We start from the raw sequence: 21,511 nt of genomic DNA on the forward strand, positions 1-21,511 counted from the left end.
GAAAGGCACGACATGTTCACTCGGAAGCGGGCAACCCGCCTGATCGCCGCAACCACCGCGCTCGCCGCCGCGCTGGGGCTGTCGGCGTGCGGTGGCGCCGACGCCGACAGCTCCAGCACAACGCTGTCGCTGGTCGGCTTCGCGGTCCCCAAGGCGGGCAACAACGCCGCCCAGAAGGAGTTTGGGAAGACCGACGAGGGCAAGGGTGTCGTCTGGAAGGAGTCGTACGGCGCGTCCGGCGACCAGAGCCGCGCCGTCGCCGGCGGGCTGAAGGCCGACTACGTGCACTTCTCCGTCACACCGGACGTGACACGCCTGGTCGAGGCGGGACTGGTCGAGGACACCTGGGACGACGGCGAGCACAAGGGCATCGTGACGGACTCCGTCGTCGTGCTCGTGGTGCGCGAGGGCAACCCCAAGAACATCCAGACCTGGGACGACCTCGTGAAGCCGGGCGTCTCCATCGTCACCCCCAACCCGGGCTCGTCCGGCGCTGCACGGTGGAACATCCTCGCCGGGTGGCAGCAGGCTGCGGCAGACGGCGGCGACGCCGCCGGCACGGCGTACCTGACGAAGTTCTTCAAGAACGTCGCAGCGCTCCCGGGCTCGGGCCGCGACGCCACCGCAGCCTTCCAGGCCGGCACCGGCGACGTCCTCATCTCGTACGAGAACGAGGCGATCCTGGCCCGCCAGCAGGGCGAGAAGTTCGACTACGTCGTCCCGGACGAGACGCTGCTGATCGAGAACCCCGGCGCCGTCACCAAGAAGGCCGACCCGAAGGCGAAGGCGTTCCTCGACTTCGTGCTCAGCGAGGAGGGCCAGGAGCTGTACGTCTCGAAGGGCTTCCGTCCGATCAGCCCCGACGTGAAGGTCGGCAAGGTCAAGGGCGCGAACGATCCGTCGGACCCGTTCCCGACGCCGTCCAAGCTCTTCACCATCGACGGTGACCTCGGCGGCTGGGAAGCCATCAACACCAAGTTCTTCGACGAGAAGAACGGCGTCGTCACCAAGATCCAGCAGGAGACGGGCAAGTCGTGACCACGTCCACCCTCACGCGGGTCCGGCGCCGGGGTCCCCGGCGCCGGGCCCGCGCGGCCACGGCCCTGACCCCCGCAGCGGGGTTGGGGCTGGGCGTCGCGCTGATCTGGTTCAGCATCCTCGTGATGCTGCCCCTGTCGGCCGTCGTCCTCACCACGACGGAGGGTGGCTGGACCACCTTCGTCGAGACGATCCAGCAACCGCAGACGTGGGCCGCGATCAAGCTCACCGTCGGCGAGGCCGTCCTGGTGACCGTGACGAACGTCGTCTTCGGCACGCTCATCGCCTGGGTCCTCGTCCGAGACCACTTCTGGGGCAAGGGGATCCTCGAGGTCGTCATCGACATCCCGTTCGCCCTGCCGACCATCGTGGCGGGGTTGGTGCTCCTGAGCCTCTACGGTCCCGGCAGCCCGATCGGGATCGACGTCGCCAACACCCGCGTCGCCGTCTTCCTGGCACTGCTGTTCGTCACCACGCCGTTCGTGGTCCGGACGGTGCAGCCGGTCCTGCTCGAGCTCGACCCGGAGACCGAGCAGGCCGCCGCGTCGCTCGGCGCGAGCCGGCTCACGACCTTCCGCAAGGTCCTCCTCCCGGCGCTGACGCCGGCCATCACCGCCGGTGCGGCGCTGTCGTTCGCCCGCGCCATCAGCGAGTACGGCTCCCTGGTGCTGCTGTCGGGCAACCTCCCCATGCGCACGGAGGTCACCTCGGTACGCATCCTGACCTACATCGAGAACGGCAACATGGCGGCCGCCGCCTCCGTCGCGTCGCTGCTTCTCCTCGTGGCTCTCTTCGCGATCATCGCCCTGGACGTCATCGCACGGAGGGTGGCCCGACGATGAACGAGCGCGGTCCCGTCCGTTACGTCCTGCGCGCGATCGTCCTCGTCTATCTGACGCTGCTGATCGTGTGGCCGGTCTTCCTCGTCGGCAAGAACGCGTTCGCCGAGGGGACCGGGGCGTTCGTGGACGCCCTCACCGAGCCGACCACCGTCGACGCGTTCGAGCTGACGCTGGTCGTCGCCGCCTGGGCGGTCGTCATCAACACCGTCTTCGGCGTCCTCATCTCGGTGCTGCTCGTCCGCTACACCTTCCCCGGCCGCCGTATCCTCTCCGCGCTCATCGACCTGCCGCTCTCGGTCTCCCCGGTCGTCGTGGGGCTCGCCCTGCTGCTGGCCTACGGGGGCACCAACGGCTGGTTCGGACCGACGCTCGAGAGCTCCGGCCTCCAGGTCATCTATGCGACTCCAGGGATCATCATGGCGACGGCGTTCGTGTCGCTCCCGCTGGTGATCCGCGAGGTCGTCCCGGTGCTCACCGAGATCGGCACCGAGCAGGAGCAGGCCGCCGTCAGCCTCGGGGCCAACGCCTGGCAGACGTTCCGCCGCATCACGCTCCCGGCGATCCGCTGGGCGCTCGTGTACGGCGTCGTCCTCAGCCTCGCTCGGTCGCTCGGCGAGTTCGGGGCGGTCAAGATCGTCTCCGGCAACATCGTCGGGCAGACCCAGACCGCGACCCTCGTGGTCGAGGAGCGCTACCAGAACTTCGAGCAGACGGCCGCGTACGCCGCCTCGTTCGTGCTGGCCGCTGCCGCGGTGCTCGCCCTCATCGTCGTCACGCTCCTGCGACCGGGGCACGCCGCGGCGCCCACCATTCGGGCGTCCGCCGAGGTCGCCACCCCCCTCACCACCGAGAAGGACCCAGCATGAGCATCGAGATCGCAGGGGTCGGCCGCCGCTTCGGCGACTTCGTGGCCCTCGAGGACATCAATCTGTCGGTCCCCGCCGGGCAGCTCACCGCCCTGCTCGGGCCCAGCGGCGGCGGGAAGTCCACGCTGCTGCGGATCATCGCCGGCCTGGAGAACGCCGACAGCGGCACGGTCACGATCGAGGGCAACGACGCCACGCGACTCCCGGCCCGCAAGCGCAACGTCGGCTTCGTCTTCCAGCACTACGCCGCGTTCAAGCACATGACGGTCGCTCGCAACGTCGCGTTCGGGCTCGAGATCCGCAAGCAGCCCAAGGACCAGGTCGCCGAGCGGGTCCGCGAGATGCTCCGCCTCGTGCACCTCGAGCAGTTCGCCGACCGCTACCCGGCCCAGCTGTCGGGCGGTCAGCGCCAGCGCATGGCGCTCGCCCGTGCGCTCGCCATCGAGCCGAGCGTGCTGCTGCTCGACGAGCCGTTCGGCGCGCTGGACGCGAAGGTCCGCAAGGAGCTGCGCGACTGGCTGCGCCGCCTCCACGACGAGGTCCACGTGACGACGGTGTTCGTCACGCACGACCAGGAGGAGGCTCTGGAGGTCGCCGACCAGATCGTCGTCATCAACCAGGGCCGGATCGAGCAGATCGGGACGCCGGACGAGCTGTACGACCAGCCGGCGTCGGACTTCGTCCTGTCCTTCCTCGGCCCGGTGACAACCCTCGACGGGCGGCTCGTACGGCCGCACGACATCGAGGTCGCCGCAGGACCCGTGCCGGACTCCGTCGTCGGCACCATCACGCGGTGGACGCGGATCGGCTACGAGGTGCGGCTCGAGGTCACACCGACGAGCGGCGGCGACCCGGTCCAGGTCCAGCTCACCCGCAACGACGCGCTCCAGCGTGGGCTCGCCGAGGGGTCGACCGTCTGGCTCCGTGAGGTCGCGCCGGTCAACGGCGCCCACTCCCCCGTACCCGCGTGAGCTCCGGCGTCGGGCCCACTCTCGCGGGGGCCCGACGCCGAGGCAGCGCGGGTACGGCGGCGCCGGCTCAGTGCGAGAGCGACAGGGAGAGCCGCTCGCCGCGATACAGCCAGGCCGAGGCGACCAGGATGATCAGTCCGGCGAGCGAGAGACCCACGCCGACCCACGCGGTGGCGAGGTATCCCAGGCCGGCCGCGATCGCCGCGCCACCGAGCCAGGCGCCGAGCGCGTTCGCGGCATTGAGCGCTGAGTGGTTGAGCGCGGCGCCGAGCATCTTGGCGCTGCCCGAGACCTCCATCAGGCGCATCTGCAGCAGCAGACCGAGTGCTGCGGCGGCCGTGGACAGGAGGAAGACGCCTCCGAGCAGGAGGATCCCGTGCTGCGCGGTGTAGGCGAACAGCGCCAGCAGCAACGCCATCGCCACGAGCGTCGCGCACAGCCACGCGAACAACGCGTGGTCGGCGAGGCGGCCACCGATCTCGGTGCCCAGGATCGACCCGATGCCGTAGACGAGGAGCACCCACGGCACGAACCCCGCACTGAGGCGGGTGACGTCGGTCGTGATGGGGGCGATGTAGCTGTAGACGGCGAAGAGGCCGCCGAAGCCGACGGCTCCGACCCCGGCGGTCAGGAGCACCTGGGGCTGCCGCAGCGCCCGCAGCTCGCGGCGCACCGTCGCGGAGGTGTCACGCTGCTGCTGCGGGACGAAGGCCCCGATGAAGCCCATCGTGACCACGGCGAGGCCGACGACCACCCAGTAGGCCGAGCGCCACCCGAGCAGCTGTCCCAGGAACGTGCTCGCCGGGACGCCGATCAGGTTCGCCGCCGCGAGTCCCATCATCACCGACGCGACCGCACGGCCGCGCCGCTGCGGCGAGACCATCGAGGCGGCGATCAGCGAGGCCACTCCGAAGTAGGCGCCGTGCGGGAGGCCGGCGAGGAACCGTGCGGCGAGCAGGGTCTCGTACGACGGCGCGATCGCGGTCAGCAGGTTGCCGAGCGCGAGGGCGGCCACGAGCCCGATCGCGAGTGCCTGCTTGGGCAGCCGCGCGGTCATGGAGACGATGACCGGGGCACCGACGACCACGCCCACCGCGTACGCGGAGATGACGTGACCGGCGCTGGGGATGGACACCCCCATCCCGGAGGCGATCTCGGGCAGCAGACCCATCGTGACGTACTCGGTGGTCCCGATGGCGAAGCCGCCCAGCGCCAGCGCGAGCAGGGCGAGGAGCAGGCGGGGACGACGATCGCGCCGCTCACGCAGGACGCGCGGCGTGCGGGTACGACCAGGTGGGGAGGCGGTGAGCTGCATCCCTTCCAGAATAAGTTCGGGGAGAAAACAATTCCCGAGGTCAGGGCGTGAGGTCGCTCACTCGCTCGCGGGAGGGCTCAGAAGTCCCAGGCCGACAACACCGCGACCACCACGACGAAGGCCGCCACGAAGGCGGTCGTCCGCAGGAGGCCGGCGATGCCGCGCCGCACGGTTTCCGGTGCCATCACCACAGCATACGGCAGATCGAAGGATAAAGTTCGGATCACCGAAATCTTCTCGCCGCTACGCTGAGGCGCGTGATCGTGACCGCCCTCTCCACCGCCCACCAGGACTATCTGAAGACCATCTGGGCGATGACGGAGTGGGATGCCGAGCCGGTGACGTCCAAGGCGCTCGGCGCCAAGCTGGGCCAGCCGCCGTCGACCGTCTCGGAGACCGTGCGCCGTCTCACCGAGCGCGGACTCCTGCGCCACGCGCCGTACGGGACGATCGAGCTCAGCGAGGCCGGTCGTGCCGCGGCCGTGCAGATGGTGCGTCGCCACCGCCTCCTCGAGACCTTCCTCGTCGACTACCTCGACTACGCGTGGGACGAGGTCCACGACGAGGCGGAGATCCTCGAGCACGCCGTGTCGGACGCCTTCGTCGAACGCCTCGACGACAGGCTCGGCCGGCCCGTCCGGGACCCGCACGGTGACCCGATCCCCTCACGTGACGGGTCCGTCCCCGGACTGGGTGCCGTACGCCTGAGCGAGAGGCACGATCCGGCGACGTTCGTCGTCGCCCGCGTCTCCGACGCAGATCCCGACCTCCTGCGCCACCTCACCGGGCTCGGCGTCGTGCTCGACAGTCCCCTGGTGCTCGTGGAGCGGCGAGACTTCGCGGGGACGCTCGCTGTCGAGATCGGCGGCATCGCCACCGAGCTGGGACTGCGCGCCGCCGAGGCGATCTGGGTGCTGCCGGCCGACTGACGACCGGCGTGCCACGACCCGGGGTGCACACCGGGCGCAGGGCGAGCACAATGCGAGACGGGACTGTCAGGGGGACGTCCCGCCCACGAGGGGGGATCCATGACGCCCGATCTACGTGCTCGTCTCGGAGCCGAGGTGCTCGGCTCGTTCTGGTTGGTGCTCGGCGGTTGTGGCGCCGCCGTCCTCGGAGCGGTCTTCGTGACACCCGAGGTCGGCAACCTGGGCATCGGACACCTCGGCGTCGCGTTCGCGTTCGGCCTGACCGTCCTGACGGGCGCGTACGCCGTCGGCCACATCTCGGGGGCCCACTTCAATCCCGCGGTCACCGTCGGCCTCGCCGTGGCACGGCGCTTCCCGTGGCGTGACGTGGGTCCATACGCCGCCGCGCAGATCGTCGGCGCGTCGATCGCTGGAGCCGTCCTGCTCGCCATCGCCCGTGGGGTGGAGGGCTTCTCCGCGGTCGACAGCGGCTTCGCGACCAACGGGTACGGCGACAGGTCGCCCGGCGGGTACGCCCTGTGGTCCTGCCTGGTGTGCGAGATCGTGATGACGGCGATGTTCGTCTACATCATCCTCGGCGTGACCTCGAAGCGTGCCCCCGTCGGGTTCGCGCCGCTGGCGATCGGCCTCGGCCTGACGCTGATCCACCTGATCTCCATCCCGGTCACGAACACCTCGGTCAACCCGGCCAGGTCGCTCGGCGTGGCGTGGTTCGCCGGGGCGGACGCCCTGGCGCAGGTGTGGCTGTTCATCCTCGCGCCGTTGATCGGCGCGGCCATCGCCGGAGCCACGTTCGTCTTCATCACCGGCGTCGACCGGTCCGACGTCGACGTGGTCGGAGACTCCGACTCCTGACCTCTCTCCGCACAGCGAGCCGGGCCCGCACCCCTGACAGCAGGGAAGGGCCCCGCCTTGCTAGCGTCAGGAGCACGTACGTGCCTGTACGCCCCGCCCTTGCAAGGAGATGTCGTGAGCGCAACACCCGTGAAGGTCGCCGTCACCGGCGCCGCCGGTCAGATCGGCTACAGCCTGCTCTTCCGGATCGCCGCCGGCGATCTACTCGGCCCGGACACCCCGGTCCAGCTTCGTCTGCTCGAGATCACGCCCGCTCTCAAGGCGCTGGAGGGCGTCGTGATGGAGCTCGACGACTGCGCGTTCCCGCTGCTCGACTCCGTCGAGATCGGCGACGACGCCAACACGATCTTCGACGGCGCGAACCTCGCCCTCCTCGTCGGCGCCCGTCCGCGGGCCAAGGGCATGGAGCGGGGCGACCTCCTCGAGGCCAACGGCGCGATCTTCACCGCGCAGGGCAAGGCGCTCAACGACCACGCCGCCGACGACATCCGGATCGGCGTGACCGGCAACCCGGCCAACACCAACGCGCTCATCGCCAAGACCAACGCGCCGGACATCCCCGCCGAGCGCTTCTCTGCGCTCACCCGCCTGGACCACAACCGCGCGATCTCGCAGCTCGCCGCGAAGACCGGCGCAAAGGTCACCGACATCTCCAAGATGACGATCTGGGGCAACCACTCGGCCACCCAGTACCCAGACCTCTTCCACGCCCAGATCGCCGGCAAGAACGCCGCCGAGGTCGTCGGCGACCAGGCGTGGATCGAGAACGACTTCATCCCGACCGTCGCCAAGCGCGGCGCTGCGATCATCGAGGCCCGCGGTGCGTCCTCGGCGGCGTCGGCGGCGTCGGCGACGATCGACGCGGCGCGCGACTGGCTGCAGGGCTCGGCCGAGGGCGACTGGGTCTCGATGGCCGTCTCGTCCGACGGCTCCTACGGTGTCCCCGAGGGTCTCATCTCGTCGTTCCCCGTCGTGACTCGCAACGGTGACTGGGAGATCGTCCAGGGCCTCGACATCGACGACTTCTCGCGGGCCAAGATCGACGCCTCGGTCGCCGAGCTCGCCGAGGAGCGCGAGGCCGTCACCAAGCTCGGCCTCATCTGAGCGCAGGCACGATCTGCGAAAGCCCCGACCTCCGGCCCGTACGGGCTGGGGTCGGGGCTTTCGTCGTCCCGTCAGCGCGGTCTGCCGGCGGCCCTGTCGTCGCGGCGGCGCTTGAGGAAGATCATCGGCAGGAAGAATGCGGCGAGCGCCGTCACCAGCCACACGATCAGTGCCGCAAGAACCCAGGTCGTGACCCCGGAGATCGACAGTCCGTCGGTCGCCACCCGGGCGATGATCAGCGCGACCAGGGTCGAGACCAGCCCGATGCCGCCGAGGAAGGCCGGCGCGTTGCGCGCCGCGACCGTCGTGACGAACGGCGACAAGATCACCTGAGCGAGGGTGAACACCACGACCGCCGTCGCGAATCCGCTCGCCTCGACGTCCATGCCGGGCAGCGCCCAGGTCGCGACGAGGATGCCGACCGCGCTCGACCCCAGCGCGATGGCGGCGTTGATGAGCAGCCGGATCATGGCCGCAGCCTAGCGGCGACCGACCTCGCGTCGAGGTTTCGTGCTCAGGAGCCGATCCCGGGGGGTACGACGAAGGCGAGCGTGACGAGCCCGGATCCCAGGAACAGCATCCACGCGGTGTCGAAGACCCGGCCCCGCACCCGAAGGAGCCCGGTGCGGGGCTCGGGGAGGACGGCGCGCACGGCGCCACCGAGGACGAGCGCGCCGCCGAGCAGGATGATGCCCTGCCGCCACGCTCCGAAGGCCACGAGAGCCAGACCCACGACGACGGCCACGACCAGCGCGGCGTACATCTGCGTGCCCGCTGTGAGACCCTCCCGTCGGCTCATGCCACGCCGGCTGCGCGTTCGGAGGCCTCCACCACGTTCTGGAGGAGCATCGCCCGGGTCATCGGTCCGACACCGCCGGGGTTGGGCGAGACCCATCCGGCCACCTCGGCGACGCCCGCGTCGACGTCACCGGCGATCTTGCCCTCCGCGTCACGGCTCACGCCGACGTCCAGCACCGCCGCCCCCGGCTTGACCATGTCGGCGGTGACGATCGACGGCACACCCGCCGCCGCGACGACGATGTCGGCGCGCCGCACCTCGGCGGCGAGGTCGCGGGTGCCGGTGTGGCACAACGTGACGGTGGCGTTCTCGGAGCGTCGCGTCAGCAGGAGCCCGAGCGGGCGTCCGACGGTGACGCCGCGTCCGACCACGACGACGTGGGCGCCGGCGATCTCGACGCCACCCCAGCGCAGGAGCTCCACGATCCCGCGTGGCGTGCAGGGGAGCGGGGCGGGCTCGTTGAGCACCAGCCACCCGAGGTTGGTCGGCTGGAGCCCGTCGGCGTCCTTCGCCGGATCGATCCGTCCGATGACGGCGTTCTCGTCGATGCCCTTGGGCAGCGGCAGCTGCACGATGTATCCCGTGCACGCGGGGTCGGCGTTGAGCGTGTCGACCGCGGCGAGCACCTCGGCCTGCGTGGCGGTCGCGGGCAGGTCGACCCGGATGGACTCGATGCCCACCTGCAGGGAGTCCCGGTGCTTGCCGGCGACGTAGATCTGGCTGCCGGGGTCGTCTCCGACCAGCAGCGTGCCCAGCCCCGGTCGTACACCGCGCTTCGCGAGGGCGGTGACCCGCTCGGTGAGGTCGGCCTTGATCGCCGAGGCCGCTGCTTTGCCGTCGAGAATCTGTGCGCTCACCCGAGAAGTCTCGCATGCAAGACTTCGTGCGGGCCCCCTCGCCTCGGAACCCTCGGAGTCGGGCCGCACGCGCTCTGACGCACGGCCCGACGCGTCAGTGGAAGAAGTGGCGCGACCCGGTGACGTACATGGTGATCCCGGCGGCGTTCGCCGCCGCGACCACCTCCTCGTCACGGACCGAGCCGCCTGGCTGCACCACCGCACGGACCCCGCCGCCGATGAGGACCTGCAGCCCGTCCGCGAACGGGAAGAACGCATCCGAGGCAGCGACCGCGCCGCTCGCCCGCTGCTCACCGGCGCGCTCGACGGCGAGCCTGCAGGAGTCGACACGGTTCACCTGGCCCATCCCGACGCCGACGGCCGCACGGTCCTTCGCGAGCAGGATGGCGTTGGACTTCACCGTGCGGCACGCCTTCCACGCGAACGCCAGGTCGGCGAGCGTCGCGTCGTCGGCGGGCTCACCCGCGACGAGGGTCCAGGCCGCCGGGTCGTCGCCGGGTGCGTCGACGTGGTCGCGGGCCTGCATCAGCGCACCGCCCGAGATCAGACGCAGCTCGATCCGCTGAGCGTGCTCGTCCAGCGGGGCGACCAGGATGCGGATGTTCTTCTTGCGGGTCAGCACCTCGACCGCGCGCGGCTCGAACTCGGGCGCCACGATGACCTCGGTGAACACCTCGGCGACCTTCTCGGCCATCTCGACCGTCACCGGCCGGTTCGCCGCGATCACGCCCCCGTACGCGGACAGGGGGTCGGTCGCGTGGGCCTTCGTGTACGCGTCGAGCACGTCGTCGCCGACCGCGATGCCACACGGGTTGGCGTGCTTGATGATCGCGACCGCGGGCTCGTCGAAGTCGTTCGCGGCCCTGCGCGCCGCATCGGCGTCGACGTAGTTGTTGTAAGACATCTCCTTGCCGTGGAGCTGGGTCGCGTTCGCGATCCCCGGCCGCTCACCGTGATAGAGCGCCGCAGCCTGGTGCGGGTTCTCGCCGTAGCGCAGCACCGTCGAGAGCCCCCAGTCGCCACCGATCCACGCCGGGAACTGCTGCTCGGGCTGCGGCGCGTAGACGTTCTCGAACCACGACGCGACCGCGATGTCGTACGACGCGGTGTGGGTGAACGCCTCGGCGGCCAGCCGCGCGCGCTGGGCCAGCGTGAACCCCCCGCCGCGGACGGCGTCGAGCAGGGCGTCGTAGCGTCGCGGATCGACCACGACGGCGACCGACGGGTGGTTCTTGGCCGCCGCGCGGACCATCGACGGGCCGCCGATGTCGATCTGCTCCACCACGTCGTCAGGCGCGGCGCCCGAGGCCACCGTCTGCCGGAAGGGGTAGAGGTTGCTGACCACCAGGTCGAACGGCTCGATCTCGAGGTCGGTGAGCTGCTCGACGTGGCTGTCGAGCCGGAGGTCGGCGAGGATTCCCGCGTGGAGGCGCGGGTGCAGCGTCTTGACCCGGCCGTCGAGGGTCTCGGGGAAGCCGGTCACCTCTTCGACCCGCCTCACCGGCACGCCTGCCTCGGCGATGCGCTCGGCCGTCGACCCGGTCGAGACGATCTCGACCCCCTCGGCATGGAGGCTGCTGGCGAGCGCCTCGAGCCCCGTCTTGTCATAGACCGAGATCAGGGCCCGCTTGATCGCGCGCCTGCCGTCGTCCTGACGTGCGCCGTACGCGTCATCGCTCATCCGATGGTGACCTTTCTTCCGGCGATGGTCCAGCCTCCGCGGACCATCGCTCCGACGGCGTCGACGAGCTGACGACGCTCTGCTTCCTTGATCCGCTCGGTGAGCGTGTCTTCGGTGTCCTCGTCGAGGACCGGGACGGCGACCTGGGCGATGATCGGCCCGGTGTCGACGCCGTCGTCGACGAAGAACAGGGTGGCGCCCGCGACCTTGACCCCGTACGCGAGGGCGTCGCGCGGTCCGTGGATCCCCACGAAGCTCGGCAGCAGCGAGTTGTGGGTGTTGACGTAGCGATCGGCGAAGGCGGCGAGGAACTGCGCGCCCACCAGCTTGAGGAAGCCCGCCGACACGACGAGGTCAGGCTCGTACGAAGCCACGCTCGCGGTCAGGGCGGCGTCCCAGGCAGCCCGTTCCTCGTGGTCGCGGAGCCGGTGGACGAACGTGGCCGCACCGGCACGCTCCGCGCGGGCGAGCCCTTCGATCCCGTCGCGGTCGGCGCCCACCGCGACGACCTCGGCACCGTAGGCCGGGTCGCGGGATGCGTCGATCAGGGCCTGCAGGTTGCTGCCGGACCCGGAGACCAGCACGACGAGCCGTGCCGGACGGTCAGTCGACGGGGGTGGAGTCCGGCGTGTCTGGGACCGCGGAGGCGGCGTCGTCTGCTCCACGGCGCCCACGATAGTGCGCCGCGGCCGCGCCGACCGCGCCACCCACGGCGAGGACGACGATCGACAGCGGCACCGCGAGGCCGACGTCGGGACCGGTGTGGCCCAGCCGTCCGGGTCCGATGGCGCCGCCGGACAGGAGCAGGCCGACCGCGACGGCCGAGCCGGCGAGCGCACCCGACCCGGCACCCGCGGTGAGGACTGTACGAAGGGTGCCGACCCTCGCCCCGTCCGGTCGCGGGGCCACGGTGGAGTATCCGGCGACCGCACCGGCCAGCAGGGGCACCACGGCGAGGACCACCAGCCATTCCGGACGCGGACCGACCGGCGGCAGCGCAGCCAGGACCGGCAGGGCGGGAACGGCTCCCAGACCGCTGGAGGTGAGCGTCACCGAGGTGCCCGTACCCACGGCGTACCCGGGGCCGAGGAGGGCAGCGGCGTTCCACAGGACGAGGTTGGGCAGGACGAGCACACACACGAGGAGCAGCCCCACGCCGCCGAGGACACCAGGGTTCAAGCCGCTCCAGAGTGCGCCTGCGGCATCGAGGCGCACCACGAGGCCGCCGAGGACGAGCAGCGCCGCCACGGCGAGCACGACGGCCGCGCCGAGCATCGCGCCCCGCAGCGCAGCCCGCCCGAGCACGGGCAGCGCCAAGTACTGGCGACGGGCGACTCCCGTCCCCTGGGCACACCCGGTCGTCCCGCACAGCGCGCCCAGGAGGAAGCCCGCGAACGCGGCCCGCAGCGGCTCGACCTGCACCGCCGCCAAGGCCGACCACCACGCCACGAGGACGAGCACCACCGCGTACGCCGTCCCGCACGCCAGGCCGGCGATCACCGCCTCCCGCACCGAGGACGACACCCCGTACGCGGCGGCGAGCCGCGACACCGCGCCGTGCAGGAGCACCACGACGAGGGCGAGGAGGCCCAGAGGGATCGCGTTGATCACCGTGCTCCCGACCGCGACGCCCGTCCCGTGGGCGGCGAGCCAGCCGATCGCGCCGCCGCGCAGCGCTCCTCCGGCCGTCCCTCCCTCGCCGGAGAGCCAGACCACGACGGTCAGGCCACCGCAGAGCAGGAGGCCGATGGCTGCGGCGAGGAGGGCGCCGGTCGCGCCGGCCGCCCAACCAGGCCGCCCGACGCCGACGAGGCGTCCACGAACAGGGCCCGGTGCTGATCTCAAGGTCTCGGTCATCATCACCATCGTCCCTGTAGCCTGGGTCGCCGGGACGGAGGCACGCCGGACGCGCTGCCAGGGGGACCGCCCAAAAGACCGAGCACCTCACCCCGACGTTGGGAGATCCGAGTCATGCCGAAGGTGGAAGAGTTCGACACCTTCTACGACTCCACCAGCCGCTACGTGACCCACCTCACGTACGCCGAGAGCGGTGACCGCACGCTCACCGAAGAGGCGGTCGCCGAGGCGTACGGGAAGGCGTGGCAGAGCTGGGGCAAGCAGCGGACCCGCGACCCTCTCGCGTTCGTGCGCGGCGAGGCGTTCCGCCACGCACGCGTGGCCCGCGGCACCCGGCCGTGGCGCCGCCGGAACGAGGACGACAGCGACGTCGCCCTGATCGAGGCGCTGCAGGGACTCGGCAACCGCACCCGTCGGCTCATCATCCTCCAGACCCTGGGCGAGCTCGACCTGTCCTCCGCTGCTCGCGACCTCGCGATGACCGACACTGACGCCGTCACCGAGACCCAGCAGGCGGTCACCGAGCTCGAGCAGGCCCTGGGCCAGAGCATCGGGCAGGTCGAGAGCCGCCTCCTCGGACTGTCGGAGATCTCCGAGCGCATCCCCCTCCAACGCCCCGCCAGCATCCGCGGCAAGGCGCGCAAGCGCAGCCGCCGCCGCACCCTCGGCTCCGTCGCGGCGGCGACCGCGGCGGTGGTGGCCGCCGGGTTCGCCGTCGCACCGACCGCTCCTCTGAGCCCCGCCCACGCGCAGGAGCGCAACCGCGTCGGCGAGCGCATGGTCGAGCCGGCGCGACCCGGTGACGCGGTCACAGCGCGCTCGCTGCTCAACGCGATCGAGGTCGGCCGGATCAACCCCAAGCGCGACTGGACCACGGTCACGACGGTCGCGGACGAGTCGGCGGTGGACGACGAGGGTGAAGCCTCGGCGGAGCCCGCCGGCGAGGACGTCCGTGACACGAGTGACGACCCGCTGACCTCCTGCGCCCCGCGACGCTTCGCCACCGACCGGCCCGCCAAGACCTATCTCCGTGAGTTCGAGGCGTACGGCCAGCCGGAGCAGGCGGTGCACGTCCTCGAGGTCGCGCGCGACACCCAAGGTGCGCAGCAGGCGTTCAAGCGTCGGCTCCAGTGGTACGCCGACTGCGCGGTGCCGCGGGTCCAGATCACCTCCAGCAGCGCGACCGTGGCCGGGGCGGCGTCGCCGGTGACGATCCTGCGGCTCCAGGAGCTCACGTCTCCCACCAGGACGCTCACCATCGGTCTGATGCAGACCGGCGTCGTCAACACGATGCTGATGCACCGCGCCGACGGCTCGGCCGCTCCGTCGATGGCGGCGTTCGGCCAGACGCTCGTCGAGGGCATGCGGCTCGCGTGCGCCGCGTCGGGCGGTCCCTGCACGACGTCGACGAAGGTCGTCGGGGCACCGCTCCCCCGGACGTCGTCCAACCCCGGCTTCCTCGCCGCCGTCGACCTGCCTCCGGTGGGTGCCCAGTCGCAGCCGTGGGCGGGCACCGAGCCCAAGGCACCCAGCGACAACCCCGCCGCCACCATGTGCGACCGCGCCAACTTCCTCACGCGCGGCGTCGTCAAGGCGCGTGGTCGGATGTACGTCGTCCCGAACGACAAGGCTGCGCCGCGAACCTTCGGTATCGGCCAGTCGATCGCCACCTTCCGGACGCCGGCTCGAGCACGCGCCTTCGTCAAGAGCCTCGAGAAGCGCATCGCGAAGTGCGAGGACCGCAACCAGGCGGCCACGATCTCCGCCGGCAAGCCGATCCGTGGCGCCGGCTACACCGGCAAGACCTGGCGGATGTCGTTCGAGACCGGCCGCAAGTCGGTGATCAGCTATCGCCTCGCGCTCGTCGTCCGGGGCGCCACGGTCACCGAGGTCGCGCAGTCGGGCAACAAGCGGGCCGACCTGAGCGCCGGGCAGTTCTCCCAGATTGCCGATCGCGCCGGCCAGCGCCTCGCCCACTGGCGCTGACCGGCGTCGAGCCGCGTCCCCGCTAGGCCATGGCGGGCACGGGGTCGGCGATGGCCGCGTCCACGAGATCCTGGTCGACAGCCGTGGCGGCCAGCAGTCCCGCCGAGATGGCCGTGACGACCGAGGCCAGCGGCATCGGCAACGAGGCGAGGTGCGCGAGGTCACCGGCGGCATAGATCCCGTCGCGACTCGTGCGACCCAGCTCGTCGGTCCGGATGCAGCCCGACGGCAGCATGTCCAGGCCCAGCTGCTCGGCGAACGGCGCGGCCTGGGCGAAGGAACCCGTGGTGACGAACATCCCGCCGATCTCCTCGGCCGGCCCGTCGGCGAACGACACCACCGCCCCGTCGCCGCGACGCTGGACGCCGGAGATCGGCTCCTCCCGCACGTGCACCCCGTTCCTCGCGAGGAGCTCACGGGTCTCCCCCTCGAGGTCCTCGCCGTCGGCGAGCACCGTGATGCGGTCGGCGATCCGCGCGAGCAGCATGCTCACACGGCCTGCGTGGGGACCGCTTCCGAGGATGGCGACGTGGCGCCCCTTGAGCTCGTACCCGTGGCAGTAGGGGCACTGGGCGACGATGTCGCCCCACAGCTCCGCCAGCCCTGGGGTGTCGGGCAGCGTGTCACGCAGCCCGGTGGCGAGGATGACGTTCTTCGCGCGCACGCGCAGCGGGCCACCGTCGGGCGCGGCATCCACGCGAACGCTAAAGACATCTCCCTCGGGGACGACCTCCGTCACCTTCGCCTCGCACGTCTCCACCGTGTCGTACGCGGCGAGCTCCGCGCGAGCCGCCGTACGGAAGTCCTCGGGCGAGGTCCCGTCGCGGGTGACGGCGTTGTGCATGTGCCGCGCCGAGGCGTTGCGGTACTCGCTGGAGTCGAACGCGACCACGTCACGCCGCATCCTGCCCAACGTCAACGCGGCCTGGAGTCCTGCCGGGCCTCCGCCGATCACGACGGCGTCGTAGGTCTTGTCCGGTGCGATGGTCATGGTGTCCTCTCATGCTCTGGGTTGATTGAGGTACCCAGCATGTGACTTCATGTCAACATGAAGTCAACCTCCGACGAAGTGACATGGTCCGTGGGCGACCTGGCGGCCAGGTTCGACCTCCCGACGAACGTCCTCCGGCACTGGGAGTCGGTCGGCCTGCTCGCGCCAGGCCGAGACGCGGGCGGCCGACGCCGTTATGACGACAGCGACGTCGTCCGTGTCGCCGTCATCCTCCGCAGCAAGGCCGCGGGCATGTCTCTCGACCAGATCCGAGCACTCCTGGACGGGCAGTCCGCCGGACGGCACAGCGTCCTCGAGGCGCACATCGCCGATCTGGACCGGCGGATGGCCGAGATGGTCCGGTCCCGCGAGATGACCGCCCACGCGCTGGAGTGCCGGGCGCACGACATCACCTCGTGCCCGAACTTCCGGTCCACCCTCGACGACGTCCTCCAGGGCGGCGAGTGGAACGCCGAGGGCCCGGACCACACGTGATGCCGTACGCAGAGGCGCCCCGACCGGAAACCCGGTCGGGGCGCCTCGTACGTGCCGCGCTGGCGCGGCCGTCGGGCCTGCGTCAGAGAGCCTTGAGGATCTCGCGCATGAGCTCGGCGGTCTCGGACGGCGTCTTGCCGACCTTGACACCGGCGGCCTCGAGGGCCTCCTTCTTGGCCTCGGCGGTGCCCGAGGAGCCCGAGACGATGGCGCCGGCGTGGCCCATCGTCTTGCCCTCCGGGGCAGTGAAGCCTGCCACGTAGCCGACGACCGGCTTGGTGACGTGCTCCTTGATGTACGCCGCGGCCCGCTCCTCGGCGTCGCCACCGATCTCGCCGATCATCACGATCGCCAGGGTCTCGGGGTCGTTCTCGAACGCCTCGAGCGCGTCGATGTGCGTCGTCCCGACGATCGGGTCGCCGCCGATGCCGATGGCGGTCGAGAAGCCGTGGTCCGACAGCTCGTACATCATCTGGTACGTCAGCGTGCCCGACTTCGACACGAGGCCGACCGGGCCCTTGCCCGCGATCGTGTGCGGAGTGATGCCGGCCAGCGACTCGCCCGGCGTGATGATGCCCGGGCAGTTCGGCCCGATCATCCGGGTCTGCTTGCCCTCGAGGTACGACCAGACCTCGGCCGTGTCCTGGACCGGCACACCCTCGGTGATGACGACCAGCAGACCGATGCCCGCGTCGATCGCCTCGACGCAGGCGTCCTTGGTGAAGGCCGGCGGCACGAACACGACCGACACGTCGGCGCCGGTCTCGGCCATCGCCTCCTTGACGGTCCCGAAGACGGGCAGCTCGACCTCAGCGCCGCCCTTCTTGTGGGTCACCGTGGTGCCCGCCTTGCGGGCGTTCACACCTCCGACGATGTTCGACCCGGCGTCGATCATCAGCGCGGTGTGCTTGGCACCCATCCCGCCGGTGATGCCCTGGACGATGATCTTGGAGTCTTTGTTCAGGTAGATCGACATGTCCTCGACCCCTCTCAGGCGTTCGCCAGCTCGGCGGCCTTGTCGGCCGCGCCGTCCATGGTGTCGACCAGGGTGACCAGCGGGTGGTTGCGCTGGTCGAGGATCTGCCGACCGAGCTCGACGTTGTTGCCGTCGAGGCGGACGACGAGCGGCTTGGTCGCCGCGTCGCCGAGCAGATCGAGTGCACCCACGATGCCGTTGGCGACCTCGTCACAGGCGGTGATGCCGCCGAAGACGTTGACGAACACCGACCGGACGTCGGGGTCGCCGAGGATCACGTCGAGACCGTTCGCCATCACCTCGGCGTTCGCGCCGCCGCCGATGTCGAGGAAGTTCGCGGGCTTCACGCCGCCGTGCTTCTCACCGGCGTACGCGACGACGTCCAGGGTCGACATGACCAGGCCCGCACCGTTGCCGATGATCCCCACCTGGCCGTCGAGCTTGACGTAGTTGAGGTTGAGCGCCTTGGCCTTCGCCTCGAGCGGGTTCTCCGCGCTCTTGTCGACGAAGGTCTCATGATCGGGGTGGCGGAAGTCGGCGTTGTCGTCGAGCGAGACCTTGCCGTCGAGCGCCTCGAGCTTGTCGCCGGCCAGACGCGCGAGCGGGTTGACCTCGACCAGAGTGGCGTCCTCCTCGACGAAGACCTTCCACAGCGCCTCGATCAGCGTCACGGCCTGCTCGAAGATCGGCTCGGGGAAGGCTGCCTCGGTCGCGATCGCGCGGGCCGTCGCCTCGTCGATGCCGGTGCCCGGGTCGATCGGGATCTGCTTGACGGCGTCGGGGTTGGTCTTCGCGACCTCTTCGATCTCGACACCACCCTCGACCGACGCGATGCAGAGGTACTGCCGGTTGGCGCGGTCGAGCAGGAAGGAGAAGTAGTACTCGTCCTCGATGCTGGCGGCGGGCGCGACCAGGACCCGGTTGACCGTCAGGCCCTTGATCTCCATGCCGAGGATGTCGCTGGCGCGGTCGAAGGCCTCCTGCGGCGTCTTGGCGAGCTTGACGCCGCCGGCCTTTCCGCGGCCACCGGCCTTGACCTGGGCCTTGACGACGACTGCGCCACCCAGGTCTTCGGCGCCCTTGCGCGCCTCTTCAGGGGTGTTCGCCACGACGCCGAGCGTCACGGGAACCCCATGCTTGGCGAAGAGCTCCTTCGCTTGGTACTCCATCAGATCCACGGTGATGCCGTCCTTTTGGTACAGGTGCGCTGCCGTACAACCTTCGCGACTTTAGCCCCGTGAGCCTCGTCACAACCGGACGGGGTGCGCGGACTAGGATCCGCGCATGGCAGGTGACAGCGCTCCTCTCAGTGTGCCTTCTGCCGGCGTGACGCTCGCCGTGCACCGGTCGGGCACCCGTACGGGACCCACCGTTGTCCTCTTGCACGGCTACCCCGACGACCACCACGTCTGGGACCGGGTGGTTCCCCTGCTCGACGATCACGACGTCGTGACCTACGACTCCCGCGGCGCCGGCGAGTCCTCGGCACCGAGCGCCCGAGCGGGTTATCGGGTGGAGCGGCTGGTCGACGACCTCGTCGCCGTCCTCGACGCCGTCCGCCCCGACGGCGGCGCCGTCCATCTCGTCGGTCACGACTGGGGCTCGGTGCAGCTGTGGGCCGCGGTGTTCGCCGCGGGCGACGACCCCCGACTTCACGGACGGATCGCGTCGTTCGTGTCCATCAGCGGGCCGGACCTGCGGCTGTACGGCGCGTACCTCCGTACCTCCGCGCGCGAACACCGCTGGCGGCGCCTCGCGGGACAGCTCGCGAAGTCGTCCTACATCCTCGCGTTCCAGGTGCCCGTCATCCCCGAGCTCGTCGTACGCGCGGCACCAGATCGAGTGCGACAGGCACTGGCGCGCTCGCAAGGGCTCGAGGAGGACCACTGGCCGGACTCGTTCGGGACGACGGCGGCCAACGGGCTCAACCTCTATCGCGCCAACGCCTTCCGGTCGGCGTCGTCACCGCTCCCCGAGCCGACGGACATCCCGGTGACGCTGGTGATCCCGGTTGAGGACGACTTCCTCTCGCCGTCCTTGTACGACGGGCTGTCGCACTACGTACGGCACCTGTCCCGGCACGAGGTCAGCGCCGGTCACTGGGTGCCCTGGACCCGGCCGGAGGCGGTCGCCTCCACGGTGCGGGAGACGGTGTCGGCAGCGCCCGGCACGAACTGAGATCGAGGTCATAGACGGGCCGTCCCTCCCCCGCCACGACAGGGATCCAGAGGCTGACCTTGACCAGTCGCCCAAGATGCAGGACAGTGGTCCGGTTGTCACTCTTCGGTAACGGGGGCGCTTCCGTTAGGGTCAACATCCAGGCAGTCCACAGTGGAGGTTGAGTACGTGACGTCGCGCCCCGCGCCCAAGCGCCGCGCCGAGAAGCCCAAGAGGGGCATCTCGCGACCGTCAGACTCCACCACCCCCAACGCCTCCGCCGCCACGAGCGGACGCAGGGTCGCAGGCCGTACGGCCTCCCCCGCCGGCGAGGCGACGCGATCTCCCCAGATCCACCCGACGCCGCTTCCCGCGTCGGCCGTCGAGACCACGCTCATCCGGACCGAGATCACCGCGGTCCGCACCGAGGTCGCCTCCCAGGCGGAGGTCAGCCGCCCGCAGCCTGCGCTTCCTCAGCTCCCGAGCGCGATCGACTCCTCTGCCGGCTCGTCCGCGACGCCCCCCGCGCGTGACCAACCTTCCGCACCGGGCCGCCGGGCCCGGCGTTCCGAGCCCGAGGTCGCGCAGAGCGCCCCGCGTGAGAGCGCCCCGCGTGAGAGCGCCCCGACCGGCTCCACTACTGCGTCGTCCTACCGCGGCAAGCGCGCCGCAGAGCTCCCCCCGATCCCGGCCGAGTCCACGGCCACGATCGATGCGGTCTCCGAGCACACCACGATCACCGAGCGACGCTCCGGCGAGATGCGCACCGCTCGCCGTGCCACTCCTCCTGGCTCCCGCTCCGCCCACACGCGCACCCGTCGCTTCCCCGGGCTCCCGACGCCGGCTGTGATCGGTGCCGCCGCCCTGGTGGTTGCCGGTTTCGGCGCGGTGGCCATGTCGTCGGCCAAGCCGCCGGTCATGGAGACCGCCGACTTCAAGGCGCTGTCCGCCGACGTCTCGGGTGGCGCGGCCGCCAAGCGGTACGACCCCAACAACGTCGACGTGACCCGTGACTTCGACCGGGCGTTGATCGCCAAGCAGGCGGAGCAGCAGGCCGCTCAGCGCAGCACCGCTCTCTCGCAGCTGGCCGACAAGACAGAGGCCCGCTCGCAGGAGATCAAGAAGAAGCAGTGGGTCCTCCCGCTGACGGGCTACCGCCTGACCGCACGCTTCGGCCAGTCCAGCTCGCTCTGGTCGACGACCCACACCGGGCTCGACTTCGCGGCCCCCTCAGGCACGCCGCTGGTCGCGATCGCCCGCGGCACGGTGACCAGCACCGGCTTCGACGGGGCGTACGGCAACAAGACCGTGCTGACCCTCGAGGACGGCACCCAGATCTGGTACTGCCACCAGTCGTCGGTCAAGGCCAGCGTGGGCGACTCGGTCGCGCCGGGCAACGTGATCGGCTATGTCGGCTCGACCGGCAACGTGACAGGCCCGCACCTCCACCTCGAGGTCCGGCCCACCCCGGACACGCCGGTCGACCCGATGACCGCCCTGCGCGAACACAACGTCTTCCCCTAACCCGTCGCGGGTCAGTGTCTGGCCTTCGCGGGTCAGTGTCTGGCCTTCGCGGGTCACTCTCTAATCGCTCGCGGGTCACCCTCTAGGCCTCGCGGGTCACTCGCCCTACCGCTGGCGGGATCACCTCCCCGATCGGTACGGCGGGCGGGGCCGGGCGCCAGAAAGTGAACCACGGAGTCGAGAAAGCGACCCGCGGGCAGCAGGGAGTGACCCGCGAGTGCCAGAAAGTGACCCGCGGGCGGCAGGAAGTGACCCGCGAGCGCCAGAA

Annotated in this window: 21 protein-coding genes; 11 read left to right on the top strand and 10 right to left on the bottom strand. The window is 70.8% G+C overall.

Annotated elements, in window-relative coordinates; translation table 11 throughout:
- Positions 1–12: 12 nt before the first annotated feature.
- The 4 genes from KV102_RS03075 to KV102_RS03090 are packed head-to-tail and all read left to right on the top strand — an operon-like array spanning position 13 to position 3,717.
- On the top strand, positions 13–1,038 hold the full coding sequence (locus tag KV102_RS03075; RefSeq protein ID WP_220341958.1) for a sulfate ABC transporter substrate-binding protein: 1,026 nt from the start codon (positions 13–15) through the stop codon (positions 1,036–1,038).
- Complete coding sequence (gene cysT / locus KV102_RS03080) at positions 1,035–1,880, top strand: sulfate ABC transporter permease subunit CysT (RefSeq protein ID WP_220345276.1); 846 nt, start codon at positions 1,035–1,037, stop codon at positions 1,878–1,880. The genes KV102_RS03075 and cysT overlap by 4 nt, the downstream gene beginning before the upstream one ends.
- Positions 1,877–2,746 carry a sulfate ABC transporter permease gene (locus KV102_RS03085; RefSeq protein ID WP_220341960.1) on the top strand — a complete coding sequence of 290 codons (870 nt, stop codon included), beginning with the start codon at positions 1,877–1,879 and terminating at the stop codon, positions 2,744–2,746. Before cysT ends, KV102_RS03085 begins: the two co-directional genes overlap by 4 nt.
- Positions 2,743–3,717: a sulfate/molybdate ABC transporter ATP-binding protein gene (locus KV102_RS03090; RefSeq protein WP_220341961.1), complete on the top strand. Its 975-nt coding sequence runs from the start codon at positions 2,743–2,745 to the stop codon at positions 3,715–3,717. The genes KV102_RS03085 and KV102_RS03090 overlap by 4 nt, the downstream gene beginning before the upstream one ends.
- A 67-nt stretch (positions 3,718–3,784) precedes the next feature.
- Here the strand turns inward: KV102_RS03090 and KV102_RS03095 are convergent, their stop codons facing one another.
- Positions 3,785–5,032 (bottom strand): MFS transporter, encoded by a 1,248-nt coding sequence (locus tag KV102_RS03095; RefSeq protein WP_220341962.1) that lies wholly within the window; start codon positions 5,030–5,032, stop codon positions 3,785–3,787.
- A gap of 257 nt (positions 5,033–5,289) precedes the next feature.
- On the opposite strand from KV102_RS03095, the gene KV102_RS03100 reads away from it, so the two are divergent.
- The 3 genes from KV102_RS03100 (at position 5,290) to KV102_RS03110 (ending at position 7,920) form a co-directional block, all read left to right on the top strand.
- Positions 5,290–5,961, top strand: coding sequence for a metal-dependent transcriptional regulator (locus tag KV102_RS03100; protein WP_301022037.1), 672 nt, complete (start codon positions 5,290–5,292; stop codon positions 5,959–5,961).
- Positions 5,962–6,060: 99 nt separating this feature from the next.
- Complete coding sequence (gene aqpZ / locus KV102_RS03105) at positions 6,061–6,816, top strand: aquaporin Z (protein WP_220341963.1); 756 nt, start codon at positions 6,061–6,063, stop codon at positions 6,814–6,816.
- Between the two features lie 114 nt (positions 6,817–6,930).
- Positions 6,931–7,920 (top strand): malate dehydrogenase, encoded by a 990-nt coding sequence (locus tag KV102_RS03110; RefSeq protein WP_220341964.1) that lies wholly within the window; start codon positions 6,931–6,933, stop codon positions 7,918–7,920.
- Between the two features lie 71 nt (positions 7,921–7,991).
- Here KV102_RS03110 and KV102_RS03115 read toward each other — a convergent pair whose 3' ends face one another.
- The 6 genes from KV102_RS03115 to KV102_RS03140 all read right to left on the bottom strand — a co-directional run bounded on the left by KV102_RS03115 (position 7,992) and on the right by KV102_RS03140 (position 13,114).
- Positions 7,992–8,390: a phage holin family protein gene (locus KV102_RS03115; RefSeq protein WP_220345277.1), complete on the bottom strand. Its 399-nt coding sequence runs from the start codon at positions 8,388–8,390 to the stop codon at positions 7,992–7,994.
- A 44-nt stretch (positions 8,391–8,434) separates the two neighbouring features.
- The gene (locus KV102_RS03120; RefSeq protein ID WP_220341966.1) at positions 8,435–8,719 is read right to left on the bottom strand and encodes a DUF3017 domain-containing protein; all 285 of its coding nucleotides are present in this window, start codon (positions 8,717–8,719) and stop codon (positions 8,435–8,437) included.
- Entirely contained in the window at positions 8,716–9,576 is an 861-nt protein-coding gene (locus KV102_RS03125; protein WP_220341967.1) for a bifunctional methylenetetrahydrofolate dehydrogenase/methenyltetrahydrofolate cyclohydrolase, read from the bottom strand. The genes KV102_RS03120 and KV102_RS03125 overlap by 4 nt, the downstream gene beginning before the upstream one ends.
- A gap of 94 nt (positions 9,577–9,670) precedes the next feature.
- Entirely contained in the window at positions 9,671–11,257 is a 1,587-nt protein-coding gene (gene purH / locus KV102_RS03130) for a bifunctional phosphoribosylaminoimidazolecarboxamide formyltransferase/IMP cyclohydrolase (RefSeq protein WP_220345278.1), read from the bottom strand.
- Entirely contained in the window at positions 11,254–11,841 is a 588-nt protein-coding gene (gene purN / locus KV102_RS03135) for a phosphoribosylglycinamide formyltransferase (protein WP_220345279.1), read from the bottom strand. The genes purH and purN overlap by 4 nt, the downstream gene beginning before the upstream one ends.
- A gap of 19 nt (positions 11,842–11,860) precedes the next feature.
- Complete coding sequence (locus KV102_RS03140) at positions 11,861–13,114, bottom strand: DUF6350 family protein (protein WP_220345280.1); 1,254 nt, start codon at positions 13,112–13,114, stop codon at positions 11,861–11,863.
- Between the two features lie 114 nt (positions 13,115–13,228).
- On the opposite strand from KV102_RS03140, the gene KV102_RS03145 reads away from it, so the two are divergent.
- Positions 13,229–15,100 (top strand): sensor domain-containing protein, encoded by a 1,872-nt coding sequence (locus KV102_RS03145; protein ID WP_220345281.1) that lies wholly within the window; start codon positions 13,229–13,231, stop codon positions 15,098–15,100.
- A gap of 22 nt (positions 15,101–15,122) precedes the next feature.
- On the opposite strand, the gene KV102_RS03150 is transcribed toward KV102_RS03145, so the two are convergent.
- Positions 15,123–16,091 carry an NAD(P)/FAD-dependent oxidoreductase gene (locus tag KV102_RS03150; protein WP_220345282.1) on the bottom strand — a complete coding sequence of 323 codons (969 nt, stop codon included), beginning with the start codon at positions 16,089–16,091 and terminating at the stop codon, positions 15,123–15,125.
- A 78-nt stretch (positions 16,092–16,169) separates the two neighbouring features.
- On the opposite strand from KV102_RS03150, the gene KV102_RS03155 reads away from it, so the two are divergent.
- Positions 16,170–16,586, top strand: a complete 417-nt coding sequence (locus tag KV102_RS03155; protein WP_308290213.1) for a MerR family transcriptional regulator — start codon at positions 16,170–16,172, stop codon at positions 16,584–16,586.
- A gap of 82 nt (positions 16,587–16,668) precedes the next feature.
- Here the strand turns inward: KV102_RS03155 and sucD are convergent, their stop codons facing one another.
- Positions 16,669–17,562, bottom strand: a complete 894-nt coding sequence (gene sucD, locus KV102_RS03160; RefSeq protein WP_220341974.1) for a succinate--CoA ligase subunit alpha — start codon at positions 17,560–17,562, stop codon at positions 16,669–16,671.
- A 14-nt stretch (positions 17,563–17,576) separates the two neighbouring features.
- Positions 17,577–18,740, bottom strand: coding sequence for an ADP-forming succinate--CoA ligase subunit beta (gene sucC, locus KV102_RS03165; protein WP_220345284.1), 1,164 nt, complete (start codon positions 18,738–18,740; stop codon positions 17,577–17,579).
- 106 nt (positions 18,741–18,846) lie between these two features.
- Here sucC and KV102_RS03170 point away from each other — a divergent pair, with 106 nt between their 5' ends.
- Positions 18,847–19,740 (top strand): alpha/beta fold hydrolase, encoded by an 894-nt coding sequence (locus tag KV102_RS03170; RefSeq protein WP_220345285.1) that lies wholly within the window; start codon positions 18,847–18,849, stop codon positions 19,738–19,740.
- Positions 19,741–19,908: 168 nt separating this feature from the next.
- Positions 19,909–21,243, top strand: coding sequence for a M23 family metallopeptidase (locus KV102_RS19460; protein WP_220341977.1), 1,335 nt, complete (start codon positions 19,909–19,911; stop codon positions 21,241–21,243).
- Positions 21,244–21,511 lie beyond the last annotated feature (268 nt).

This window comes from Mumia sp. zg.B53 (assembly GCF_019550935.1).
Classification (GTDB): Bacteria; Actinomycetota; Actinomycetes; order Propionibacteriales; family Nocardioidaceae; genus Mumia.

Coding starts and splice junctions, on each gene's coding strand:
- KV102_RS03075 (WP_220341958.1), top strand. CDS start 13: ATGTTCACTCGGAAGCGGGCAACCCGCCTGATCGCCGCAACCACCGCG.
- KV102_RS03085 (WP_220341960.1), top strand. CDS start 1,877: ATGAACGAGCGCGGTCCCGTCCGTTACGTCCTGCGCGCGATCGTCCTC.
- KV102_RS03090 (WP_220341961.1), top strand. CDS start 2,743: ATGAGCATCGAGATCGCAGGGGTCGGCCGCCGCTTCGGCGACTTCGTG.
- KV102_RS03095 (WP_220341962.1), bottom strand. CDS start 5,032: ATGCAGCTCACCGCCTCCCCACCTGGTCGTACCCGCACGCCGCGCGTC.
- aqpZ (WP_220341963.1), top strand. CDS start 6,061: ATGACGCCCGATCTACGTGCTCGTCTCGGAGCCGAGGTGCTCGGCTCG.
- KV102_RS03115 (WP_220345277.1), bottom strand. CDS start 8,390: ATGATCCGGCTGCTCATCAACGCCGCCATCGCGCTGGGGTCGAGCGCG.
- KV102_RS03120 (WP_220341966.1), bottom strand. CDS start 8,719: ATGAGCCGACGGGAGGGTCTCACAGCGGGCACGCAGATGTACGCCGCG.
- purH (WP_220345278.1), bottom strand. CDS start 11,257: ATGAGCGATGACGCGTACGGCGCACGTCAGGACGACGGCAGGCGCGCG.
- KV102_RS03140 (WP_220345280.1), bottom strand. CDS start 13,114: ATGACCGAGACCTTGAGATCAGCACCGGGCCCTGTTCGTGGACGCCTC.
- KV102_RS03145 (WP_220345281.1), top strand. CDS start 13,229: ATGCCGAAGGTGGAAGAGTTCGACACCTTCTACGACTCCACCAGCCGC.
- KV102_RS03150 (WP_220345282.1), bottom strand. CDS start 16,091: ATGACCATCGCACCGGACAAGACCTACGACGCCGTCGTGATCGGCGGA.
- sucD (WP_220341974.1), bottom strand. CDS start 17,562: ATGTCGATCTACCTGAACAAAGACTCCAAGATCATCGTCCAGGGCATC.
- KV102_RS03170 (WP_220345285.1), top strand. CDS start 18,847: ATGGCAGGTGACAGCGCTCCTCTCAGTGTGCCTTCTGCCGGCGTGACG.